Raw genomic sequence first — 21,977 nt, 5'->3', positions numbered from 1 at the left:
AGGTGCGGGGGGCTGGTTTGCCGCCCGCACCGCGGCTATCCTGCGGCGCAGCCACCCCCGGAGGAAGCCCATGATCGCTGAACTTGGCCATTTTGCACTGATCCTGGCCTTTGTCGTGGCCCTGTTCCAGATGGTCGTGCCGATGATCGGTGCCAGCAAGGGCTGGAGCGGCTGGATCGACTCCGCCCGCCCTGCCGCGCTGGCGCAGTTCGGGCTGGTCGGCATTTCCTTCGCGGCGCTGACCATGGCCTTCGTGACCTCGGATTTCTCGGTCGCGCTGGTCTACCAGAACTCGCACACCGCCAAGCCGATGATCTACAAGATCAGCGGCGTCTGGGGCAACCACGAGGGCTCGATGCTGCTGTGGGTGCTGATCGTGGCGCTGTTCGGCGCCATGGCGGCCGTCTTCGACGCCAACCTGCCGCCCAAGCTGCGGGCGCGGGTGCTGTCGGTGCAGGCCTCGATCGGCGCGGCCTTCCTGGCCTTCACCCTGTTCACCTCGAACCCCTTCCTGCGCATGGAAAGCCCGCCCTTCGACGGGCGCGACCTGAACCCGCTGCTGCAGGATCCGGGCCTCGCCTTCCATCCGCCCTTCCTTTACCTCGGCTATGTCGGGCTCAGCATGGCCTTCAGCTTTGCCGTCGCCGCGCTGATCGAGGGGCGGGTCGATGCCGCTTGGGCGCGCTGGGTCCGGCCCTGGACGCTGGCGGCCTGGGTGTTCCTGACCATCGGCATCGCGCTGGGGTCCTGGTGGGCCTATTACGAGCTGGGCTGGGGCGGCTTCTGGTTCTGGGATCCGGTGGAAAACGCCAGCTTCATGCCCTGGCTGATCGCCGCCGCGCTGCTGCATTCCGCCATCGTGGTGGAAAAGCGCGAGGTGCTGAAAAGCTGGACCATCCTGCTGGCGATCATGGCCTTCGGCTTTTCGCTGATCGGCACCTTCATCGTGCGCTCGGGCGTCATCACCTCGGTCCACAGCTTCGCCAGCGATCCGCAGCGCGGCGTGTTCATCCTGGCGATCCTGGCCTTCTTCGTCGGCGGCGCGCTGCTGCTTTACACCTTCCGCGCCGCCTCGATGCAGGCGCGGGGCGCCTTCGCCCCCGTCTCGCGCGAGGGGGCGCTGGTCCTGAACAACATCCTGCTGGCGGTCTCGACCTTCGTGGTCTTCATCGGCACGGTCTGGCCGCTGGTGGCCGAGATGCTGTGGGACCGCAGGCTGTCGGTCGGCGCGCCCTTCTTCGAACAGGCCTTCACGCCCTTCATGGTGGCGCTGGCGATCATCCTGCCGGTCGGCGCCATCCTGCCGTGGAAGCGCGGCAGGCTGAAGCGCGCGCTTTACCCGCTGCGCGGCGCGCTGGTCTTTGCCGGGGCGGTGATGGCGCTGGTCTTTGCCGTCTCGACCGGCCATTCGGCGCTGGCGGTGATCGGCGCGGGCCTGGGCGCCTGGCTGGTCGCGGGCGCGGCCGCCGACCTGTGGCTGCGCACCGGCAATTCCGGCCTTGCGCGCCTGCGCCGGCTGCCGCGCGCCGATTGGGGCAAGGCCGTGGCCCATTCCGGGCTGGGCGTCACCTTCATTGGCATCAGCCTGCTGATGGCCTGGCAGGTCGAGGACATCCGCGTGGCCCGGATCGGCGAGACCTTTACCGTCGCCGGCTACGACATCACCCTGGACAGCGTCGAAGAGCGTCCGGGCCCCAACTACAACTCGATCATCGCCGCGATGAGCGTCGATCGCGACGGGCGGCAGGTCGCACTGCTGCATCCCGAAAAGCGGGTCTATCCGGTGCAATCCATGCCCACGACCGAGGCGGCGATCCAGAACGGGCTGTTCCGCGACCTCTACCTGGTCATCGGCGACGAGCAGCAGGACGGCGGCTGGGCGGTGCGGGTCTATATCAAGCCCTTCGCCAGCTGGATCTGGCTGGGTTCGGCGCTGATGGCGCTTGGCGGCTTCATCAGCCTGTCGGACCGGCGCTATCGCGTCGCCGCCGGTGCCCGCCATGCCCGCGTCGCGCCCCAGCCGGCGGAGTAGCCCATGCGCGCCCTGATCCTGTGCCTGTCGCTGCTGCTTGCGCTGCCCGCCCTGGCCGTCCAGCCCGACGAAGTGCTGTCCGACCCGGCGCTGGAGGCGCGGGCGCGCGAGATCTCCAAGACCCTGCGCTGCCCGGTCTGCCAGGGCGAGACCATCGACGAATCGAATGCCGCCATCAGCCGCGATCTGCGGCTTTACCTGCGCGAGCGCCTGGTCGCCGGCGACAGCGACGGCGAGGCGGTGCAGGCCATCGCCGACCGTTTCGGCGAATATGTCCTGTTCGAGCCGCCGGCGCGCGGGGCGAACTGGCTGCTTTACCTGGCCGGGCCGGTCATGGCGCTGCTGGCGCTGCTGGTGGGCTGGCGCTTCATCCGCTCGCGCGGCCTGGCCGAGGAAGGGCCGGCCAAGCTCAGCGACGAGGAAAAGGCCCGGCTGGAGCGGATCCTGCGCGACTGACGCAGGGTCGGGGCTTTCCCGCCGCGCCCCGCCCCGGCAGGATGGCCGAAACCGGGGGAGGGGCAGGATGAGCTTTCAGACCATCGAATTCACGCATCGAGACGGCATCGCAAGGCTGGCGCTGAACCGGCCCGACGTGGTCAACGCGCTCAACCGCGCCATGCGGGCCGAGATCGTCGCGGCGCTGACGGACCTGCCGCCGGGCACGCGCTGCGTGGTGCTGACCGGGAACGGGCGCGGCTTCTGCTCGGGCCAGGATCTGACCGATGCCACCGGCGGGTTCGACGTGGAAACCATTCTGCGCGAGGAATACGAGCCGATGCTGGCCGCCATCTCGGACGCGCCGGTGCCGGTGATCGCCGCGGTGAACGGCATCGCGGCGGGGGCGGGGGCCAACCTGGCGCTGGCCGCCGATGTGGTCATCGCCGCGGAAAGCGCCAGTTTCGTGCAGGCGTTCAGCCGGATCGGCCTGATCCCGGATGCGGGCGGGACGTTCATCGTGCCGCGTTCGGTCGGGGTGCCGCGCGCCATGGGGATGATGCTCTTCGCCGACCGCATCCCGGCGGCGAAGGCGGCGGAATGGGGGCTGATCTGGGAGGCGGTGCCGGACGCCGAGTTCGAAACCGTGGTGGCCGCGCGGGCCCAAGCCCTGGCCCAGGGGCCGACCGCGGCCTTCCTGGCGATCCGGCAGGCCCTGCGCGCCTCGGGCGGCAACGACATGGCCGGGCAGTTGCGGCTGGAGGCTAGGCTGCAAGGCGACATGGCCCGCACGGCGGATTTCGCCGAGGGCGTCGCCGCCTTCCTGGAAAAGCGCGCGCCCCGCTTCAACGGGCGCTGAATCGGGGGGCTGAGCCCGCCTAGCCGATGCGCTTGAAGCGCGGCACCCCCAGGCGGTTGTCGAAGAAGGGCACCGTCGGCGGCGGGGCCAGCGGCCCGTCGCCGGCCCCGGCCAGCAGGCTTGCCACCTCGGCCAGCACCACCTCGGTGATGAAGGGCAGGTCCAGCGCCCGCGCCTCGGGCAGGGGCACCCAATGCAGATGCGAAAGCTCATCGCAGGCGGCGCTGAAATCGTGGCGGTCGCCGTGCAGCCGCTCGGCGTCCAGCAGCAGGAAGCGCGCGTCGAAGCGGCGGGGCCGGCCGGGCGGGGTGATGGCGCGGAACATGTAGATCAGCGCCGAGGCATCCGGCGCCAGCCCGGCGCCGGCGTAATGGTCCCAGCCCTCGGGCGCGGGGCCGGGGGGGCCGGTCAGCAGGCCGGTTTCCTCGGCCAGTTCGCGCAGGGCGGCGGCGGCCAGCGCCAGGGGCGTGACCTGTGATCCGTTGCGCGGCTCGGCCGCCAGCAGCGCCGAGGTCCGGGGCGGCAGTTCGCCGGCCAGGCGCACCTGCGCATCGCCCGCATCCACCGCGCCGCCGGGAAAGACGTATTTCGAAGGCATGAACACGGCCGAAGCCCCGCGCTGCCCCATCAGCACCGAAGGCCCGCCCTGGGCGTTGCGGTCCAGCACGATGACGGTGGCGGCATCGCGGATCGGCTGCTCGGCGGCGTCGCGCGTCGGGGCGGGGGTTCCGGCCATGGTGCTCACGACGCGGCGGCCTCGATCGCGGCAGGCTCGATCGAGGCGGGCTCGGCGCCGAAGCCATGCATCCGGCGCGCCCATTGGAAGCCGATCATCCCGCCCTTGATCCGCGGCAGCAACAGCAGCGACAGCACCACCGCGCCCAGGCCGAAGCCGATCAGCATGGCCATGGCCGAGGGGCGATACATCATGAAGATCGCCAGCAGCAGCGGCGCACCCAGATGCGAGACCAGCAGGATGGTCAGATAGGCCGGGCCGTCGTCGGCGCGCTGGTGGTGCAGTTCCTCGTGGCAATGCGGGCAGGTGGGGCTGACCGACAGATAGCCCCGAAACAGCCGGCCCTGCCCGCAAGAGGGGCAGCGCCCAAGCGCGCCGCGCAGCATGGCCGGCTTGACGGGACGTTCGGGCAGGGCGGTGTCGGAATAGGCATGAGGCATGGGCGCGTTCCTTTCCTGTTCCGCCTTTATCTAGGGGATGCGGCCCATAAAGAAAAGCGCGCCGTAAGTCGGGAATTGCCGCGACAAAGGGACGCAGCGGCAATCAGGCCGCAATTCCGGGCGCGGCCATGACGATTCGATTGCGCCCCGAGGACTTGGCATTGAGCAGCGCGCGGTCGGCGCTGGCCAGCAGCGCCTCGGGGTCCAGCGGCAGCAGATGCGGGGCGCCCTGGCCGGTGGCCACGCCGACCGAGATGGTGACGCCCAGCTCGGCGTTCTGGCAACCCTGCGGCAGGGCGACCGGCGCGGCCATCACCGCGCGGCGCAGATCCTCGGCCACGCGGCGGGCGGCGCGGGCCGGGCAATCGGGCAGGACGGCCAGGAACTCCTCGCCGCCGAAACGGGCGAGCAGCGCGCCCTCGGGCAGGGTGGCGGCCAGGCGGGCGGCGATCTCGGCCAGCACGGCGTCGCCGGCTGGATGGCCGTGGATGTCGTTCACCTGCTTGAAGCGGTCCAGGTCCAGCAGCATGACGGCCAGGTCGCCCTGGCGTTCCTGCATCTCGGCCGCCAGTTCGCCCAGGCGAGGCAGGGCAAAGCGGCGGTTGTGCAGCCCGGTCAGCGGATCGGTCATCGCCCAGCGCATGTTGCGCTGGGTCTCGTGCCGGCGGCGGTCGGCCTCGTGCTTGCGGGCCAGCTGGGCCTGCAGGCGCATCGCCGTCTCGGGCGCCGCATCGGGGCGGGCCAGATCCCAGGGCAGCACGTCGCCGGCGCCAAGATCCAGCGCCACCGGCATCATCTCGGCCCGTTCGGGGCGCAGCGCCACCACCACCGCCGCCTCGCGCGAGCGTGGGCGCGAGCGCAGTTCCGACAGCAGCCGCAGCCCGTCGCCGGGTTGCTGGATGTCGGCGGCGATCAGGTAGAGATCGGCGACCCGGCTGGATGCCGCCTCGGCCAGCGCATGTTCGGGTTCGTGGACCGCGATGGCGAAGTCCACCCGGTCGCGCAGGGCGTGCCGCCAGCCCAGCGCCGTGGCAGTCCGGTCGGCGACGAAGACCGCGCGCGGGCGGTTGTCCGCGGCAAAGCCCGCCGCCGCCTCGGCCATGCCGGGGGCGGGATGATCGAGCCCGCCGTATTCATGCCGCATCAGCCCGCGAATGCGCGCAAGCAGCGTCAACTCGTCGCTGCATGCGTCGATCAGCGCCGCCGCGCCCGCCCGCAGCGCCGCCACCCGATCCGTGCCGCTGGCCTGGACCAGGACCGGCAGGTCGGCGGCCCAGGGCTGGGCGCGCAGCGCGCTGCACAGCGCGGCCCCGTCCATGTCGGGCAGGCTGGCGCCGACCAGCACGATCTGCGGATGGATCAGCCGCGCGATGCGCAGGGCCTCGGCCCCCGAGGTGGCGGTCGTGACCTCGTAGCAGGCCGAGGACAACCGCACCTTCATGGTGATGCGATTCGTCGGCACGCCGTCAACGACAAGAATGCGCCCTGCCATGGTTACGCCTGCTTTACACCCCGAGCCCAGAGCCGCATCTTGCGCGGCAATGGTTAACAAATCCTTTCCGGCCGCGAAGAAATTCGCGCCGGGCTTCACGAAAGCGAGAGCGGAATGACACGAAACGAGGCGCGCGACATTGCCGATGCGGGCTTTGCCCATATCGCCGGGGATGCGGAACTGGTGGGGGCGCTGCTGGCGCAATCGGGCAGCGACGTGGCGGGGTTGCGCGCGATGGCGGCGCGGCCGGAGTTTTCCGTCTTCGTGCTGGATTTCCTGCTGGAACATGACCAGCGCGTGCTGGACTTCGCGCAGGCGGCGCAGATCGCGCCGCAGCGGGTGCTGCTGGCGCGCGCCGTGCTGGGCGGGGGCGACCCCTGGTAGGGGCCGCCCGAGGGCTCAGGCGACCTCGGCGAAGACCTTGTCGAGCGCCTTTTCCAGCTTCTCGAACATCTCGTCCATCTGCGGCTCGGTCAGGATGAAGGGCGGGCACAGCACGATGGACTGGCCCAGCGGCCGGCAGATCAGACCCAGGTCGGTGCAGGTGTTGGCGATGCGCTCGCTGACCGAGAGATTGGCGTCGAAGGGGGTCTTGGTCGGCTTGTCCCTGACCGCTTCCAGCGCCCACATGAAGCCGATGCCGCGGTATTCGCCGATGTTCGGGCGGTCGGCGATGCGCTTCAGCCCGGCCTCGAAGCGGGGGGCGAGGCGGCGCACGTTCTCGGCCAGCCCCTCGTTCATCACCACGTCGATGGCCTTCAGCGCGATGGCGCAGCCGACCGGGTGGCCCGAGGCGGTGAAGCCGTGCGGGAATTCCTCGATCGCCTCGACGGCGGCTTCCAAGCGCTTGCCGAGGTCGGGGCCGAGGATCACCGCGCCCATCGGGAAGAAGCCCGCCGTCAGGTTCTTGGACGAGATGATCGCATCGGGCATGAAGTCATAGGTCAGGCAGCCCCAGGTATTGCCGGTGCGCCCGAAGCCGCAGATCACCTCGTCCGAGATCATCGGGATGTCGTGCTTTTTCAGGATCGGCAGGATGGCCTGGAAATAGCCGCTTGCCGGCGGGATCACGCCGCCCGCGCCCATCACCGGCTCGGCGAAGAAGCCGGCGATGGTGTCGGCGCCCTCGCGCTCGATGGTGTCCTCGAGTTCGCGGGCCAGGCGGGCGACGAACTGTTCCTCGGTCTCGCCCTCCTCGCCATAGCGCCAGTAATGCGGGCAGGTCAGGTGGATGAAGCCGGGCAGCGGCAGGCCGAAGACCGAGTTGTAGGGCTTGCCGGTCATCGAGGCGGAAACCGCGGTCACGCCATGATAGGCGTTCCAGCGCGTCAGGATCTTGCGCTTTTGCGGCTTGCCCTCGGCGGCATGCAGGAACCACAGCATCTTGACCATGGTGTCGTTCGCCTCGGAGCCGGAGTTGGTATAGAAGACCCGGCCGCTGTCGAAGGGCGAGACCTCGACCAGCTTTTCCGACAGCATCACCGTCTGGTCGGACATGCGGCCGAAAAAGGCGTGATAGCCGGGAAAGCGGTCGTATTGCGCCTTGGCGGCCTCGATCAGGCCCTTGTGGTCGAAGCCGGCGACCATGTTCCACAAGCCGGAATTGGCATCCAGGTAGCGGCGGCCATGCACGTCGACGATATAGGGCCCCTCGCCATGGGTCACGACGACCGTGCCCCGCTGATGGACCGAGGGCATGTCGGTGAAGCCGTAGAGCGAATAGGTCTCGGCCCTGGCTTCCCAGCTTTGCGGTTGGTTCATGACGTCAGCCTCCATCTGCTTTGGCGGAAGGCTAGCCGGGCGCCGGGGGCGGTTCAATGGGGGCCGCGGCCAAGTGACGGCTGGCGGGCGGCGGGACGGGCGAATTGCCGGGGCGGGCGGTGGAAATGCCGGTGCGGGGTGCGGCGGTTTGCGCCGGTTGGCGGCGTCGCATGAGTATTTGTGGAACGAAGAAATGTCCTGGCGTCGGTGCCTTGGGGGTGCTGCGGGCGCGGGTCATCCCCCTTGCCTTGGGGAAAGGCGCAGGCGGATGCCGTCTTTGCCGCGCAGCGTCAGCCGCATCACCGGCACCGGGCGTTCGCGGGCCGGTTCCAGGCGATAGGCGCGCAGCAGCGCCGCGAGGATCAGCGGCCCCTCGATCATGGCGAAGCCGGCGCCGGGGCAGGCGCGGGGGCCGGCCGAGAAGGGGATGAAGGCCTCGCGCTGGCAGGTCTTGCCGTTTTCGGTTTCCCAGCGCGCGGGGTCGAAGCGGTCGGGGTCGTCCCAGAGCCGCTGGTGCCGGTGCAGGTGCCAGGGCGACAGCACCAGTTGCGCCCCTTTCGGTGCCTTGCGGTCGCGCAGGGTCTCGGGCCGGCGGCATTGCCGCACGGTCATCGCCACGGGCGGGTAGAGCCGCAGCGCCTCGCGGAAGACGGCGCGGGCCAGCGGCAAGTGGCGCATGGCGGCGAAATCGGGGGCGAGGTTCTGCCGCGCCTCTTCGGCCAGCCGGTCCTGCCAGTCGGGGCTTTCGGCGAGCAGGTAGAGCGCCCAGGCCAGGGCCGAGGCGCCTGTCTCGTGCCCGGCCAGGAAGAAGGTCGCGACCTCGTCGATCATCTCGGCCTCGGTGAAGGTGCGGCCGGTCTGCGGGTCGGGGGTGGTCATGATCTTGGTCGCAAGGTCCGGCGGCGCGGTGCCGGTGGCGATCTCGTTGGTGCGGGCCGCGACCAGCTGGCGGATCAGGGTGCGGATGCGGCTTGCGGTCCGGCGCACCCGGCGGCCGTGCAGCCGCGCCCAGCGGGGCAGCGCCATCAGCCCGCCGAGGTTCACCATCGGCTGCGCCTCCTGATGCTCGCGGAAGGCCTGGAAGACCTGGGCGGCGGTCGCATCCTCGATCGGGATCGAGAACAGCGTGCGGAAGATCACGTCGGCGGCGATATGGCTGGTCTGCGGCTCGATGTCGATCTCGGCGCCGTCGGCCAGCGGCTGCAGGCGCGCGACGCCGGCCTGGGCCGCGTCCCACATCGCCGGGAAAGCCTCGCGCAGGCGGCCGCCCTCGAAGGCGGGGTCGATGATGCGGCGCTGGTGGAGCCAGGTCTCGCCATTCGAGATGAAGCTGGAATTGCCCAGCAGCGGCTGCAAGCCCGCGGCCATGCGCGGCGATTTCGGGAAATCCATCGGCCGCTTCTTCAGGATCAGATCGACCAGCGCCGGGTCGTTGCAGGTGAAGCTGTGGACGAAGGGGCCGCGGAACTCGGCCATCCAGGCGCGATAGAGCCGGTCGGATTGCGCCGACAGGATGTCGCGGCGGAAATCGCGGATGAAGCGCCAGACCGAGGCTTTTCCCGGCCGGGCCGGCGGTTTGGGCGGGATCATGGCGCGCACCAGCGGTTGACGGCGCGCGCGATCCGCCCCGGCGAATGGCTGCGCCCAGCGAAGCGCTGTCCCAGCGTCAGCGGCCCGGCGGTGATGGCGAAGTAATCGTAGTCGCCCGGCCGGTCGAAGGCGCAGAGATACTGGAAATGCAGCCGGAACCAGCGCCTGCGCAGCGCGCGCCGCTTTTGCGGGGAAAGCGTCTGGGTGAAGGCCGCCGACAGCACCAGCGGGTGGCGGCGGCCGGGCGGCTCGACGCCCGAGACCGCGACCGGATCGCACAGGCCGAAGCAGCAGGCGTCGCCCGGCGCGGTCACGTCGATCCAGTCGAGTTCCCCGCGCGCCGAGAGAAAGCGCAGGTCGGCGCGCAGCCGGTTCGCGTGCGGCAGGAAGGACGCCATGGGCACGACATGGCCCAGCGACAGGTAGGAAAGCCGCGGTCCCTGCGCGGGAACCCGGCCCGAGCGGATCAGCTCGGCCAGAACCGAGACGCCCAGATAGGCGCCGGAACTGTGGCCGACGACCAGCACCTCGTCCCAGTCGCCCGCCAGCACCTCGGCGATGCGGTCGGCGAAACGCGCCAGCCGCACCTTGAGCGCCGGGGGATAGGCGCCGCGGTCCTGGGCGGTGAAGGCATAGTCGTGCATCAGATACCAGGCGAATATCTTGCCGTCGATGCGCCGCCACAGGTGCAGCCCGGCCCAGGTCAGCGCCAGCGCGACGGGTCCGCCCAGCCACCAGCCGAACCCGGTCAGCCGTCCCAGCGCCCAGCCGACCAGCGCCCCGGCCAGCGCCGAGGCCAGCAGCTGCGCCAGCAGCACCGCCACCGGGTAGAGCGCCGCGATCACGGGCCCACGGCGCAGCCGCATCAGCCGGAACAGTGCGCCCGAGCCGACATAGGCCCAGGCGGTGCGGAAAAGCTGGCCATAGGTCGCAAGGATGCCCTGGCCCATCGAGCCCTGCACGATGTCGGCCCAGACCAGCACCTCGAACTCGGCCTCGGCGGCGGTGCCGGCGAAATCGCCGGTCACGCCCCAGCCGAAGCCCGTGCGGTCGCGGCGCGAGCCGAAGGCCAGGCCGTAGCCGGAGATGCGGGCCTGTTCCGCCCCCTCGCGCCGGTAAAGCTCGCGATAGCGGCGGGGCGGGATCGGATCATAGCCCGGAATGTAGAGGACGCGGCGACGAAAGGGGCGGGTCATGGAAAATCAACTGCTTGCCCGCGCAGCATACGCGATCCGCGCGCGCAGACAAGTTAGGCTAATTCCCAGCGCGCCTCGAGCTTTTCGATGGCGGCGATGCGTGCCGCGGCGGGCGGATGCGACATCAGCCAGGCCGGCGCCCCGGCGCGTCCCGCGCCCGCCAGCCGGTCGAGCTTGCGAAACAGGCTTTTCTGCGGCTCGGTGCCCAGCCCGGCCTTGACCATCAGCGCGCTGGCGAAGGCGTCGGCCTCGAACTCGTCCTGGCGCGACAGGCGCGCGGCGATGGCGCTGGCGGCGAGATTGGCGATCCAGACGCCGATGCCGGGCAGGAAACGGCCCAGGACGCCCGCCAGCACCATGCGCACCACGTTCTGGCCGGCGAAATCCACCATGCGGCGCCGGGTATGGCCATGGGCGACATGGCCCAGCTCATGCGCGATGACCGATGCCAGCTCGGCCTCGGTCACTTCGCCGCGGTCCAGCCGGTCGAGGAAACCGCGGGTCAGGAAGATGCGGCCATCCGGCGCGGCCAGCCCGTTCACATGGCCGACCTCGTAGACATGCGCCTGCACCCGCGGCAGGTCCATGGCCCGGCCCAGCCGTTCCAGCATCGGCACCAGCCGGGGGTGCTGCAGCGGCGTGGACTTCTGGTTCAGCTCGGCCTTGAGCCGCCATGCGGAAAAGAACCACATCGCGGCGGCATAGAGCAGGATCAGCAGGATCGGCGTGAATTTCAGCATAAGCGCAATATGGGCATGGCGCGGCGCTCAGCCAAGGATGCGCATGGCCTGGGTCAGCCCCTCCAGCGTCAGGGGCTGCATGCGATCCTCGAATATCTCGCGAATCATGTCGATCGAGCGGGTATGCGGCCAATGCGCGCGGGGCACCGGGTTCAGCCAGACATGGTCGGGCCAGGTCTCGCGCAGGCGCCGCAGCCATGTCTCGCCCGATTCGGGGTTCCAGTGTTCGTTGGCGCCGCCGGGGATGGCGATCTCATAGGGCGACATCGCGGCGTCGCCGACGAAGATCGCCTTGTAGTCGCGGCCGAAGCGGTTGATGACCTCCCACGTCGGCGTGGTTTCGGTCCAGCGGCGGCGGTTGTCCTTCCACAGCGCCTCGTAGACGCAATTGTGGAAATAGAAATGCTCCAGGTGCTTGAACTCGGCGCGGGCGGCCGAGAACAGCTCGTCCACCAGCCGGGAATGGTCGTCCATGCTGCCGCCCGCATCCAGGAATAGCAGCACCTTGACGGCATTGTGGCGCTCGGGCCGGGTCTGGACGTCGATATAGCCATGCTCGGCGCTGGCGCGGATGGTGCCGGGCAGGTCCAGCTCCTCGAGCGCGCCGTGGCGGGCCCATTGCCGCAACCGCTTCAGCGCCACCTTGATGTTGCGGGTGCCGAGTTCCACCGAATCGTCGAAATCGCGGAACTCGCGCTTGTCCCAGACCTTGACGGCGCGGCGGTGGCGGCTTTCGTGCTGGCCGATCCGCACGCCCTCGGGGTTGTAGCCATAGGCGCCGAAGGGCGAGGTGCCGGCGGTGCCGATCCACTTGTTGCCGCCCTGGTGGCGGCCCTGCTGCTCGGCCAGCCGCTCGCGCAGGCGCTTCATCAGCTCCTCGAAGGAACCGGCGCCCTCGACGGCGGCGCGTTCCTCGGGGGTCAGCAGCTTCTCGGCCAGCTTTTCCAGCCATTCGCGCGGGATCGAGACCTCGTTCACCAGCGCCTCGACCGGGATCTCGTCCAGACCCGCGAAGGCTTCGGCAAAGGCGCGGTCGAATCGGTCGATATGCGCCTCGTTCTTGACCAGCGTGGCGCGGGCGAGGTGATAGAAGCCCTCGGGCGACCAGTCCGACAGCCCGGCCTGCAGCCCCGCCAGCAGGTCCAGGTATTCCCGCAGGCTGGCCGGCACCCCATGGCGGCGCAGACTGTCGAGGAAGGGCCGGAACATCAGCCCATCCGGCTGAGCAATATGGTCAGGAACAGCCCCAGCACGGTCAGCGCCAGAGCATGGGCGGCGGCATATTGCAGCTTGTCGGCGCGGCTGCCGCCGGCTTTCGCGGCGCGCATCCAGCCGATCGCTGCGCCAATCAGGAAGGCGGCGATCACGATCATGGGCAGGGCATAGCCCGCCCCCGCGCCCCTGTCGAGAGGCACGCCCCACGCACGCCCCAACGCGCGCCCCCTTGAAGGCGTGGCGGCCGCAGGTTACTTTCGGTCCAACTTGTTATCGGAGGGCGTGACCATGGCGCCCAGGCGTCCTGCGGGTGCGGACGCGTTCCCGAGAAAAACGGTCGAGCCTTTCGTCACCCGCCCGGCCGAGGACGGGCCGCTCTATGCGGCCTTGGATCTTGGCACCAACAGCTGCCGGATGCTGATTGCCCGTCCCGCGGGCAGCCAGTTCCAGGTGGTGGACAGTTTCTCGAAGCCGGTCCAGCTTGGGCACGGCCTCGAGGCATCAGGCAGGCTGTCGCGTCCCTCGATGGCGCGGACGGTGCATGCCTTGCAGGTGTGCCGGCGCAAGCTCGAGGCGCACAAGGTCGCGCGCATGCGCCTTGTCGCCACCGAGGCCTGCCGGCGGGCCAGGAACAGCCGCGACTTCCTGCGCATGATCCGGCGCGAGACCGGCCTGCCGGTCGAGATCATCGACGCCGAGGAAGAGGCGCGGCTGGCCGTGATCTCTTGCGCGCCGCTGGTCAGCCAGCGCACCGAGCAGTTGCTGGTGGTGGACATCGGCGGCGGCTCGACCGAGCTGGTCTGGATCGACCTCGAGGATGTCGAGCCCAAGGAACGCTCGCGCGCGATCATGCGGCTGGGCAATGGTTTCACTGACCCGCAGCCGGGCGGCGCGCGGGTGGTGGACTGGATCAGCGTGCCGCTGGGCGTGGCCACGCTGCGCGACCAGTTCGAGGATGTCGAGGACGACCAAGGCCGCTTTGCCCTGATGTCCTGGCATTTCGAGGAGATGCTGGCGGATTTCGCCCCCTATGCGCTGGCCCAGACCATGCGGGAGGGGTTCCAGATCATCGGCACCTCGGGCACCGTGACCACGGTGGCGGCCAGCCATCTGGGCCTGCGCCGCTATGACCGGACCAAGGTGGACGGGCTGACCATGACCACGGCCCAGATCGACCGGGTGATCCGCGACTATCTGGCGCTTGGCCCCGAGGGGCGGCGCGCCGATCCGCGCATCGGGCGGGAACGCCATGCGCTGATCATGTCGGGCGCGGCGATCCTGCAGACGCTGATGCGGGTCTGGCCGACGACGCGGCTTTCGGTCGCCGACCGCGGCCTGCGCGAGGGGCTGCTTTATGTGCAGATGGTCAAGGACGGGGTGCTGGCCCCGGATGGAATGAACGGGGTGGCTTGAAGATGAGCGAAGGCAAGAAGCCGGGCGAGGGGCGCAAAAGCTCGGGCCGCGGCCAGCGCGACCTGCGGGTGCGGGTGAAATCGGCCAAGGGGCGCAAGCTTTCCAGCACGCTGTGGCTGGAGCGGCAGTTGAACGACCCCTATGTCGCGCGCGCCAAGCGCGAGGGCTATCGCGGCCGCGCCGCCTACAAGATCCTGGAGCTGGACGACAAGTATCGCTTCCTGGTGCCCGGCGCGCGGGTGGTCGATCTGGGCTGCGCGCCCGGCGGCTGGTGCCAGGTGGCGGTCGCGCGCGTGAACGCGCTTGGCGACAAGCCCGGCAAGAAGGTCGGCCGGGTGCTGGGCGTCGACCTGCAAGAGGTCGATCCGATTCCGGGGGCCGAGATCCACCAGCTCGACTTCCTGTCCGACGGCGCCGACGCGCAGGTCAAGGCCTGGCTTGGCGGGCGGGCCGATGTGGTGATGTCGGACATGGCGGCGGCCTCGTCGGGGCACAAGGGCACCGACCACCTGCGCATCGTGGCGCTGGTCGAGGCGGCGGCGCAGCTGGCCTTCGACGTGCTGGAGCCGGGCGGCACCTTCGTCGCCAAGGTTCTGGCCGGCGGGGCCGAGACCGAGATGCAGGCCATGCTCAAGCGCAATTTCCGCAAGGTGGCGAATGTGAAGCCGCCGGCCAGCCGCTCGGATTCCTCCGAGAAATTCGTGGTGGCGCAGGGGTTTCGCGGCCAGGACGCGGACGAAACCGACCAGGGCTGAGCCGCCCCTGGGCGTCCCCCAGGCCGGCCACCGCGCAGGGCGGCGGTGCCGGCGCGCCGGTCCTGCCGCGGGCGGGCCGCGGCGCTGCCGCTTGCAAACCCCGCCCATGCTTGCCAGAACTTCGGGCGAAACTGGCTGGGAATGATAGCATGAGTCTTTACGTGGCCCTTCAGATGGACCCGGTCGAGCATGTCTCGATCGACGGCGACAGCACCTTCCGGCTGGGACTGGAGGCCGAGGCCCGCGGCCACCGGCTGTTCCAGTATACCGCCGACCGCCTGAGCTATTGCGAGGGGCGGGTCATGGCCCGCGGCCGCCCGATCAGCCTGCGCCGCGAACAGGGCAACCATGTGACCTTCGGCGACTGGGCCGACGTGGACCTGTCGGAATTCGACGTGGTCTGGCTGCGCCAGGACCCGCCCTTCGACATGGGCTATATCACCACCACGCATCTGCTGGACCGGGTGCATCCCTCGACCTATGTCGTCAACGACCCCTTCTGGGTGCGCAACAGCCCCGAGAAGCTGCTGGTGCTGGATTTCCCCGAACTGACGCCGCCCACGCTGATCACCCGCGAACTGGCGCAGATCCGCGCCTTCCGCGAGCGGCACGGCGATTTCATCCTCAAGCCGCTCTACGGCAACGGCGGCGTGGGCATCTTCCACATGCGGCCCGACGATCCGAACCTGTCCTCGCTGGTCGAGACCTTCCTGTCGAACAGCCGCGAGCCGATCATCGCGCAGAAATACCTGCCCGCCGTGGTCCGCGGCGACAAGCGCATCATCCTGGTCGATGGCGAGCCGGTCGGCGCGATCAACCGCGTCCCGGCTGCGGGCGAGGCGCGCTCCAACATGCATGTCGGCGGCCGGCCGGAAAAGATCGGCCTGACCGAGCGCGAATACGAGATCTGCGCCCGCATCGGCCCGGTGCTGCGCGAAAAGGGGCTGATCTTCACCGGCATCGACGTGATCGACGGCTGGCTGACCGAGATCAACGTGACCTCGCCCACCGGCATCCAGGAGCTTGAGCGTTTCGACGGCATCAATGCCGCAGGGCTGATCTGGGACGCCATCGAGCGGCGGCTGGCCGAGCGGGGCTGACCCGCGGCCGCGGGGTCGGCGCAGGGGCGGATTGGCCTGTCGCGATGCCGGCCCGGTGTGGACCGGCCCGGCGTGGAAAGGTGCCGCGCCGCCATGCCCTGGCGGCGGGCGAGCCGGTTTTCGGCAAGAGGGAGCCAGCCCCGCGGCTTGCCCTTTCTCCCAGCCGCATGGCTCGAACCTGGCCGCCGGCCTTGCGGCGCCGCCTGTTCTGGCAACCATCCTTCCTGCCGTCTGCCGTCTGCCGTCTGCCGTCTGCCGTCTGCCGTCTGCCGTCTGCCGTCTGCCGTCTGCCGTCTGCCGTCTGCCGTCTGCTGTCTGCCGTCTGCCACCTGCCGCCTGCCGCCTGCCGCCATGGCGACGCTCCGCCCCTCAATCCGGGCGGCCGAAGGGCAGGCGATAGGACAGCGCCTCGGCCAGGTGCGGCTGGCGGATCGCGGCGGATGCGTCCAGGTCGGCGATGGTGCGCGCGCTGCGCAGGATGCGGTGATAGCCGCGCGGGGTCAGCCCCAGCCGCTCGGCCGCCAGCGCCAGCAGCGACCGGCATTCGCCGTCGAGCGGCGCGATCTCCTCCAGCAGCCGGCCCGAGGCGTCGGCGTTCACCCGCGCCGTCGGGTGATCGGCAAAGCGGGCGGCTTGCAGCGCGCGGGCGGCGGCCACGCGCAGGGCGACGCTGGCCGAGCTTTCGCCGGTGGCGGGCAGCCCCAGATCCTCGATCGCGACCTGCGGCACCTCGATGCGCAGGTCGAACCGGTCCATCATCGGCCCCGAGATGCGGCCCAGGTAATCCGCCCCGCAGCGCGGCGCCTTGGAACAGGCGCGGCTGGCATCCGCGATCTCGCCGCAGCGGCAGGGGTTGGCGGCCGCGACCAGCAGGAAACGCGCCGGATAGCGGATATGGGCATTGGCGCGCGAGACGTGGATCTCGCCGGTCTCGATCGGCTCGCGCAAGGCGTCGATCACCCGGCGCTCGAACTCGGGCAGCTCGTCCAGGAACAGCACGCCGTTATGCGCAAGGCTCGCCTGGCCGGGCCGGGCGTTGCGCCCGCCGCCCACCATCGCCGCCATCGAGGCGGTGTGATGCGGCTGGCGAAAGGGGGCGGTGCGCGAGATGCCGCCCTCGGCCAGCAGGCCGGCGACGGAATGGATCACCGAGGTCTCCAGCGCCTCCTGCGGGCTCAGCGGCGGCAGGATGCCGGGCAGGCGGGTTGCCAGCATCGACTTGCTGGCGCCGGGCGGGCCGATCATCAGCAGGTGGTGGCGGCCGGCGGCGGCGATCTCCAGCGCCCGGCGGGCGCGTTCCTGGCCCTTGACCTCGGCAAGGTCGGCCTCGAACACGGCTTCTGCCAGCTCGCCCGGTGCGGCGCGGGCCAGGGGCGCGCGGTCGGTCAGGTGATCGACCACCTCGCGCAGGCTCTGCGGCGCCAGGACCGGCACGGTGCCGACCCAGGCCGCCTCGGCCCCGCAGGCGCGCGGCACCAGCAGCGCGCGGCCGTCCTCGGCCGCGGCCACGGCGGCGGGCAGGGCGCCTGCGACCGGCGACAGCCGCCCATCCAGCGCCAGTTCCCCCAGCGCCACCACCCGCTCCAGCGCCTCGGCCGGGACGATCTCCAGCGCGGCCAGCACCGCAAGCGCGATGGGCAGGTCGAAATGCGAGCCCTCCTTGGGCAGGTCGGCGGGCGACAGGTTCACCGTCACCCGGCGCGAGGGCATGGCGATGGACAGCGCCCCGAAGGCGGCCTTCACCCGTTCCCGCGCCTCGCTGACGGATTTGTCGGGCAGGCCGACGATGCCGAATCCCGGCAGGCCCGGCGAGACCGAGCATTGCACCTCGACCAGTCGCGCCTCGACCCCGTCGAAGGCCACGGTATAGGCAATCGCCGCCATCGGCACTTCTCCCCTGCACCGGGGCAGGCTTAACCCGCAGGGTTTAAAGAATGGTTAACGGGTTCGGCTTGCTTGTTCCGGGCCGCGCTTGCGCCTATGTGCAGGGCGGATGACACGGGGCACATACGGGGCACAGGGAAACGACCATGCAAGGCAGCCGCATATTGCTGATCGTCGGCGGGGGCATCGCCGCATTCAAGATACCCGAGTTGGTCCGCATGATCCGGCGCGAGGGCGGCTCGGTCGTGCCGGTGCTGACCCAGGCGGGGGCCGAGTTCGTGACGCCCCTGACCCTCTCGGCCCTGGCCGAGGCGCCCTGCCATACCGAGCTGTTCGACCTGACGCGCGAATCGGAGATGGGCCATATCCAGCTGTCGCGCGCCGCCGACCTGGTGGTGGTCGCCCCGGCCACGGCGAATCTGCTGGCGCGGATGGCGGCGGGGATGGCGGACGACCTGGCCTCGACCCTGCTGCTGGCGACCGACAAGCCGGTGCTGGCGGCGCCGGCGATGAACGTGCGCATGTGGCAGCATCCGGCGACGCAACGTAACCTTGAGACGCTGGAGAACGACGGCATCCGCTTCGTCGGCCCGGACGAGGGCGACATGGCCTGCGGCGAATACGGCCCCGGCCGCATGGCCGAGCCGCAGACGATCCTGGCGGCGATCCGCGCGGCGCTGGGGCGCGACCGGCCGCTGCGCCTGCCGCCCGAGGCGGTGGTCTCGCTGCCCGCCCGCGTGCTGGCGGGGCGGCATGTCATCGTGACCTCGGGGCCCACGCATGAGCCCATCGACCCGGTGCGCTATATCGCCAACCGCTCCAGCGGGGCGCAGGGCGCGGCCATCGCCGCGGCGCTGCGCGACCTGGGCGCGCGGGTCAGCTTCGTCACCGGCCCGGCCGAGGTGCCGCCGCCCCAGGGCGTCGAGGTGATCGCCGTCCAGACCGCGCGCGAGATGCGCGAGGCGGTCGAGGCGGCCTTGCCCGCCGATGCCGCGATCATGGCGGCGGCGGTCGCCGACTGGCATGTCGCCAATGCCCGTCCGGGCAAGATCAAGAAGGACGGCTCGGGCAAGCTGCCCGAACTGAAATTCGCCGAGAACCCCGACATCCTGGCCTGGATCAGCCGGCTCGACCGCGACCGGCCGGCGCTGGTGGTGGGCTTTGCCGCCGAGACCGACGACGTGCTGGACAATGCCACCCGCAAGCGCAAGCGCAAGGGCTGCGACTGGATCGTCGCCAATGACGTGAACCCCGAGACCGGGATCATGGGCGGGACCGAGAATGCGGTCACGCTGATTTCGGAGGAAGGGGCGGAAAGCTGGCCGCGCCTGACCAAGGACGAGGTGGCGCGCCGCCTGGCCGGCCGCATCGCCGAGGCGCTGAGCCCTGCCGGCCAGGGCCTGCCGGAGGACCACGGATGAGCAGCGGCCGGGTCTACCTGGACTGGAACGCCACCGCGCCGCTGCGCCCCGAGGCGCGCGAGGCGATGCTGGCGGCGATGGAAATCGTCGGCAACCCTTCCTCGGTCCATGCCGAGGGGCGGGCGGCGAAATCCGCGCTGGAGCGCGCGCGCGAGGACGTCGCCGTGGCGCTTGGCGCCGAGGGGGCGGACGTGATCTTTACCTCGGGCGCGACCGAGGCGGCTGCGCTGGCGCTGGAGGGCCGGGGCTTGGCCTGTGCGGCGGTCGAGCATCCGGCTGTCCTGGCCTGGTGCGAGGCATCGCTGCCCGCGGACCGCGCGGGGCTGGTCGCCGTCGCCGATCCCGCCCGCACCGCGCTGCAACTGGCCAATTCCGAAACCGGGGTGATCCAGGATCTGCCGCAGGGCCTGGCGGTCAGCGACCTGACGCAGGCCTTCGGCAAGATCCCCCTTGCCTTCAACTGGCTGGGGATCGAGGCCGGCATCGTCAGCGCCCACAAGCTGGGCGGGCCGCGCGGCATCGGCGCGCTGGTGGTCCGCCGCGGCACCGAGGTCGAGGCGCGCATCAAGGGCGGCGGCCAGGAACAGGGCCGCCGCGCCGGGACCGAGAATCTGATCGGCATCATGGGCTTTGCAGCGGCCGCAAAAGCGGCGCAGAATGATCTGAATCAAGGAATCGGGGAAAAAGTGTCGCAACTGCGCGATTCCCTGATGGCCACACTGGAATCCGGGGCGGAAATGGTTACATTTCCGGGGCGCGAGGCCCGCCGCCTGCCCAATACATTGTCGATCCTGACGCCGGGATGGCGCGGAGAGACGCAGGTGATGCAGATGGACCTGGCCGGATTTGCCGTCTCGGCAGGCTCGGCCTGTTCATCGGGCAAGGTCCGGCCAAGTTCGGTTCTGACGGCCATGGGCATCGCGGCGGAATGGGCGGGCGATGCGATCCGCGTCTCGATCGGCCCGGTGACGGAGCCTCGGGACGTGATGCGTTTTGCGGATGCCTGGCTTGCGGCGCATGGCCGCTGGCGGCAAAGGAATGATTGGCGGGCGACCGCGGGAAGGGTTTGAGATGACTGTAGAGATCGGCGAGGCAATCGAAATCCGCGAGGGCGTAGACCGCGAGACCGTCGAGACCGTCCAGAACATGGGGTCGTACAAATACGGCTGGGATACCGAGATCGAGATGGAATATGCCCCCAAGGGCATCAACGAGGACATCGTCCGGCTGATCTCGAAGAAGAACGAGGAACCGGAATGGATGACCGAGTGGCGGCTGCAGGCCTTCCGCCGCTGGCAGACCATGACCGAGCCGAAATGGGCGATGCTCAACTATCCCGAGATCGACTATCAGGACCAGTATTACTACGCCCGCCCGAAAAGCATGGCTGAAAAGCCCAAGTCGCTGGACGAGGTCGATCCCAAGCTGCTGGCCACCTATGAAAAGCTGGGCATCCCGCTGAAGGAGCAGATGATCCTGGCCGGGATCGAGGGTGCCGAGGGCGCGCCCGCCGAAGGGCGCAAGGTCGCGGTCGATGCGGTCTTCGACAGCGTCAGCGTCGGCACCACCTTCAAGGACGAACTGGCCAAGGCCGGCGTCATCTTCTGCTCGATCAGCGAGGCGATCCGCGAGCATCCCGAGCTGGTGCGGAAATACCTGGGCTCGGTCGTGCCGCAGTCGGACAATTTCTTCGCCACGCTGAACTCGGCGGTCTTTTCGGACGGCAGCTTCGTCTATGTGCCGCCGGGGGTGCGCTGCCCGATGGAGCTGTCCACCTATTTCCGCATCAATGCCGAGAATACCGGCCAGTTCGAGCGCACGCTGATCATCGCCGACAAGGGCTCTTACGTCAGCTACCTGGAAGGCTGCACCGCGCCCAAGCGCGACGTGGCCCAGCTGCACGCCGCGGTGGTCGAGATCGTCGTGCTGGAGGATGCCGAGGTCAAGTATTCGACCGTGCAGAACTGGTTCCCCGGCGACGAGGAAGGCAAGGGCGGCATCTACAACTTCGTCACCAAGCGCGCCGATTGCCGCGAGGCGCGGGCCAAGGTGATGTGGACCCAGGTCGAGACCGGCAGCGCGATCACCTGGAAATACCCCTCCTGCATCCTGCGCGGCGACGAGTCGCAGGGCGAGTTCTATTCGATCGCCATTGCCAACAACCACCAGCAGGCCGATACCGGCACCAAGATGATCCATCTTGGCAAGAACACCCGCTCGCGCATTGTTTCCAAAGGGATTTCCGCCGGGCAGGCGCAGAATACCTATCGCGGTCTCGTGACCATGCACCCGCGCGCCAAGAACAGCCGCAACTACACGCAATGCGACAGCCTGCTGATCGGCGACAAATGCGGCGCCCATACCGTGCCCTATATCGAGGTCAAGAACACCTCGAGCCGCGTGGAGCATGAGGCGACCACCAGCAAGGTGGACGACGACCAGCTGTTCTATTGCCGCTCGCGCGGCATGGACGAGGAAGAGGCGGTCGCCCTGGTGGTGAACGGCTTCTGCCGCGAGGTCTTGCAGGCCCTGCCGATGGAATTCGCCATGGAGGCGCAATCGCTGGTCGCCATCAGCCTGGAGGGGTCGGTCGGATGATCGTCACCACCACCCCCGGCATCGAGGGCCGCCGCATCAGCGCCTATCACGGCGTGGTGACGGGCGAGACCATCATCGGCGCCAATATCTTTCGCGACATCTTCGCCGGGATTCGCGACATCGTGGGCGGCCGTTCGGGCGCCTATGAATCCGCGCTGGCCTCGGCCCGCGAAACCGCCCTGTCCGAGATGCAGGACCGCGCGGCCGCCCTGGGCGGCAATGCCGTGGTCGGCGTCGACCTGGACTATGAAGTCATCAACAACATGCTGATGGTGTCCGCCTCGGGCACCGCCGTAAGCGTCGAATAGGA

21 protein-coding genes are annotated in these 21,977 nt (G+C 69.7%); 11 read left to right on the top strand and 10 right to left on the bottom strand.

The annotated features are described in order from the left end of the window. The first annotated feature begins 70 nt into the window (after positions 1–70). The 3 genes from E3U25_RS07930 to E3U25_RS07920 all read left to right on the top strand — a co-directional run bounded on the left by E3U25_RS07930 (position 71) and on the right by E3U25_RS07920 (position 3,326). Positions 71–2,032 (top strand): heme lyase CcmF/NrfE family subunit, encoded by a 1,962-nt coding sequence (locus E3U25_RS07930; RefSeq protein WP_036756478.1) that lies wholly within the window; start codon positions 71–73, stop codon positions 2,030–2,032. 3 nt (positions 2,033–2,035) lie between these two features. Further along, the gene (locus E3U25_RS07925; protein ID WP_116220711.1) at positions 2,036–2,488 is read left to right on the top strand and encodes a cytochrome c-type biogenesis protein; all 453 of its coding nucleotides are present in this window, start codon (positions 2,036–2,038) and stop codon (positions 2,486–2,488) included. Positions 2,489–2,555: 67 nt separating this feature from the next. Further along, entirely contained in the window at positions 2,556–3,326 is a 771-nt protein-coding gene (locus tag E3U25_RS07920; protein WP_036756483.1) for an enoyl-CoA hydratase-related protein, read from the top strand. A gap of 19 nt (positions 3,327–3,345) precedes the next feature. Here the strand turns inward: E3U25_RS07920 and E3U25_RS07915 are convergent, their stop codons facing one another. From E3U25_RS07915 to E3U25_RS07905, 3 genes are all read right to left on the bottom strand, one after another. Beyond that, a complete protein-coding gene (locus E3U25_RS07915; RefSeq protein ID WP_116220712.1) occupies positions 3,346–4,062 on the bottom strand; it encodes an NUDIX hydrolase in 717 nt (238 codons plus the stop codon). Between the two features lie 5 nt (positions 4,063–4,067). After that, positions 4,068–4,502 carry a DUF983 domain-containing protein gene (locus tag E3U25_RS07910; protein WP_036756488.1) on the bottom strand — a complete coding sequence of 145 codons (435 nt, stop codon included), beginning with the start codon at positions 4,500–4,502 and terminating at the stop codon, positions 4,068–4,070. A gap of 103 nt (positions 4,503–4,605) precedes the next feature. Beyond that, positions 4,606–5,994, bottom strand: a complete 1,389-nt coding sequence (locus tag E3U25_RS07905) for a diguanylate cyclase (protein WP_116220713.1) — start codon at positions 5,992–5,994, stop codon at positions 4,606–4,608. 114 nt (positions 5,995–6,108) lie between these two features. Here E3U25_RS07905 and E3U25_RS07900 point away from each other — a divergent pair, with 114 nt between their 5' ends. Then, a complete protein-coding gene (locus tag E3U25_RS07900; RefSeq protein WP_114536948.1) occupies positions 6,109–6,378 on the top strand; it encodes a DUF3572 domain-containing protein in 270 nt (89 codons plus the stop codon). A 15-nt stretch (positions 6,379–6,393) separates the two neighbouring features. On the opposite strand, the gene E3U25_RS07895 is transcribed toward E3U25_RS07900, so the two are convergent. The 6 genes from E3U25_RS07895 to E3U25_RS07870 all read right to left on the bottom strand — a co-directional run bounded on the left by E3U25_RS07895 (position 6,394) and on the right by E3U25_RS07870 (position 12,714). Next, positions 6,394–7,755 carry an aminotransferase gene (locus tag E3U25_RS07895; protein ID WP_036756611.1) on the bottom strand — a complete coding sequence of 454 codons (1,362 nt, stop codon included), beginning with the start codon at positions 7,753–7,755 and terminating at the stop codon, positions 6,394–6,396. A 234-nt stretch (positions 7,756–7,989) separates the two neighbouring features. After that, complete coding sequence (locus tag E3U25_RS07890) at positions 7,990–9,345, bottom strand: cytochrome P450 (RefSeq protein WP_116221671.1); 1,356 nt, start codon at positions 9,343–9,345, stop codon at positions 7,990–7,992. Then, on the bottom strand, positions 9,342–10,541 hold the full coding sequence (locus tag E3U25_RS07885; protein WP_116220714.1) for a hypothetical protein: 1,200 nt from the start codon (positions 10,539–10,541) through the stop codon (positions 9,342–9,344). Before E3U25_RS07885 ends, E3U25_RS07890 begins: the two co-directional genes overlap by 4 nt. A 53-nt stretch (positions 10,542–10,594) precedes the next feature. Further along, positions 10,595–11,281: a M48 family metallopeptidase gene (locus tag E3U25_RS07880; protein WP_036756498.1), complete on the bottom strand. Its 687-nt coding sequence runs from the start codon at positions 11,279–11,281 to the stop codon at positions 10,595–10,597. A gap of 27 nt (positions 11,282–11,308) precedes the next feature. Beyond that, complete coding sequence (locus E3U25_RS07875) at positions 11,309–12,490, bottom strand: vWA domain-containing protein (protein ID WP_036756501.1); 1,182 nt, start codon at positions 12,488–12,490, stop codon at positions 11,309–11,311. Next, on the bottom strand, positions 12,490–12,714 hold the full coding sequence (locus E3U25_RS07870; protein ID WP_140846490.1) for a hypothetical protein: 225 nt from the start codon (positions 12,712–12,714) through the stop codon (positions 12,490–12,492). Before E3U25_RS07870 ends, E3U25_RS07875 begins: the two co-directional genes overlap by 1 nt. A gap of 70 nt (positions 12,715–12,784) precedes the next feature. Here E3U25_RS07870 and E3U25_RS07865 point away from each other — a divergent pair, with 70 nt between their 5' ends. From E3U25_RS07865 to gshB, 3 genes are all read left to right on the top strand, one after another. Continuing rightward, positions 12,785–13,909 carry a Ppx/GppA phosphatase family protein gene (locus E3U25_RS07865; protein ID WP_072463064.1) on the top strand — a complete coding sequence of 375 codons (1,125 nt, stop codon included), beginning with the start codon at positions 12,785–12,787 and terminating at the stop codon, positions 13,907–13,909. A 2-nt stretch (positions 13,910–13,911) separates the two neighbouring features. Further along, a complete protein-coding gene (locus tag E3U25_RS07860) occupies positions 13,912–14,664 on the top strand; it encodes an RlmE family RNA methyltransferase (RefSeq protein WP_036756507.1) in 753 nt (250 codons plus the stop codon). 149 nt (positions 14,665–14,813) lie between these two features. Beyond that, complete coding sequence (gene gshB / locus E3U25_RS07855) at positions 14,814–15,764, top strand: glutathione synthase (RefSeq protein WP_116220715.1); 951 nt, start codon at positions 14,814–14,816, stop codon at positions 15,762–15,764. Positions 15,765–16,133: 369 nt separating this feature from the next. On the opposite strand, the gene E3U25_RS07850 is transcribed toward gshB, so the two are convergent. Continuing rightward, positions 16,134–17,648: a YifB family Mg chelatase-like AAA ATPase gene (locus E3U25_RS07850; RefSeq protein WP_036756512.1), complete on the bottom strand. Its 1,515-nt coding sequence runs from the start codon at positions 17,646–17,648 to the stop codon at positions 16,134–16,136. 146 nt (positions 17,649–17,794) lie between these two features. On the opposite strand from E3U25_RS07850, the gene coaBC reads away from it, so the two are divergent. Genes coaBC through E3U25_RS07830 form a run of 4 tightly spaced genes read left to right on the top strand, consistent with a single transcriptional unit; the run spans position 17,795 to position 21,975 of the window. Beyond that, positions 17,795–19,069, top strand: a complete 1,275-nt coding sequence (gene coaBC, locus E3U25_RS07845) for a bifunctional phosphopantothenoylcysteine decarboxylase/phosphopantothenate--cysteine ligase CoaBC (protein WP_116220716.1) — start codon at positions 17,795–17,797, stop codon at positions 19,067–19,069. Further along, complete coding sequence (locus E3U25_RS07840) at positions 19,066–20,139, top strand: cysteine desulfurase family protein (protein ID WP_116220717.1); 1,074 nt, start codon at positions 19,066–19,068, stop codon at positions 20,137–20,139. The genes coaBC and E3U25_RS07840 overlap by 4 nt, the downstream gene beginning before the upstream one ends. 1 nt (position 20,140) lies before the next feature. Further along, positions 20,141–21,667: a Fe-S cluster assembly protein SufB gene (sufB, locus tag E3U25_RS07835; RefSeq protein ID WP_072463069.1), complete on the top strand. Its 1,527-nt coding sequence runs from the start codon at positions 20,141–20,143 to the stop codon at positions 21,665–21,667. Next, on the top strand, positions 21,664–21,975 hold the full coding sequence (locus tag E3U25_RS07830) for a heavy metal-binding domain-containing protein (RefSeq protein WP_036756521.1): 312 nt from the start codon (positions 21,664–21,666) through the stop codon (positions 21,973–21,975). Before sufB ends, E3U25_RS07830 begins: the two co-directional genes overlap by 4 nt. Positions 21,976–21,977 lie beyond the last annotated feature (2 nt).

The sequence above is a fragment of the Paracoccus versutus genome, assembly GCF_029909795.1.
GTDB lineage: Bacteria > Pseudomonadota > Alphaproteobacteria > Rhodobacterales > Rhodobacteraceae > Paracoccus > Paracoccus versutus.
Note: the sequence above shows the minus strand (reverse complement) of the source record. Positions and strands in the feature narration are given on the sequence as shown.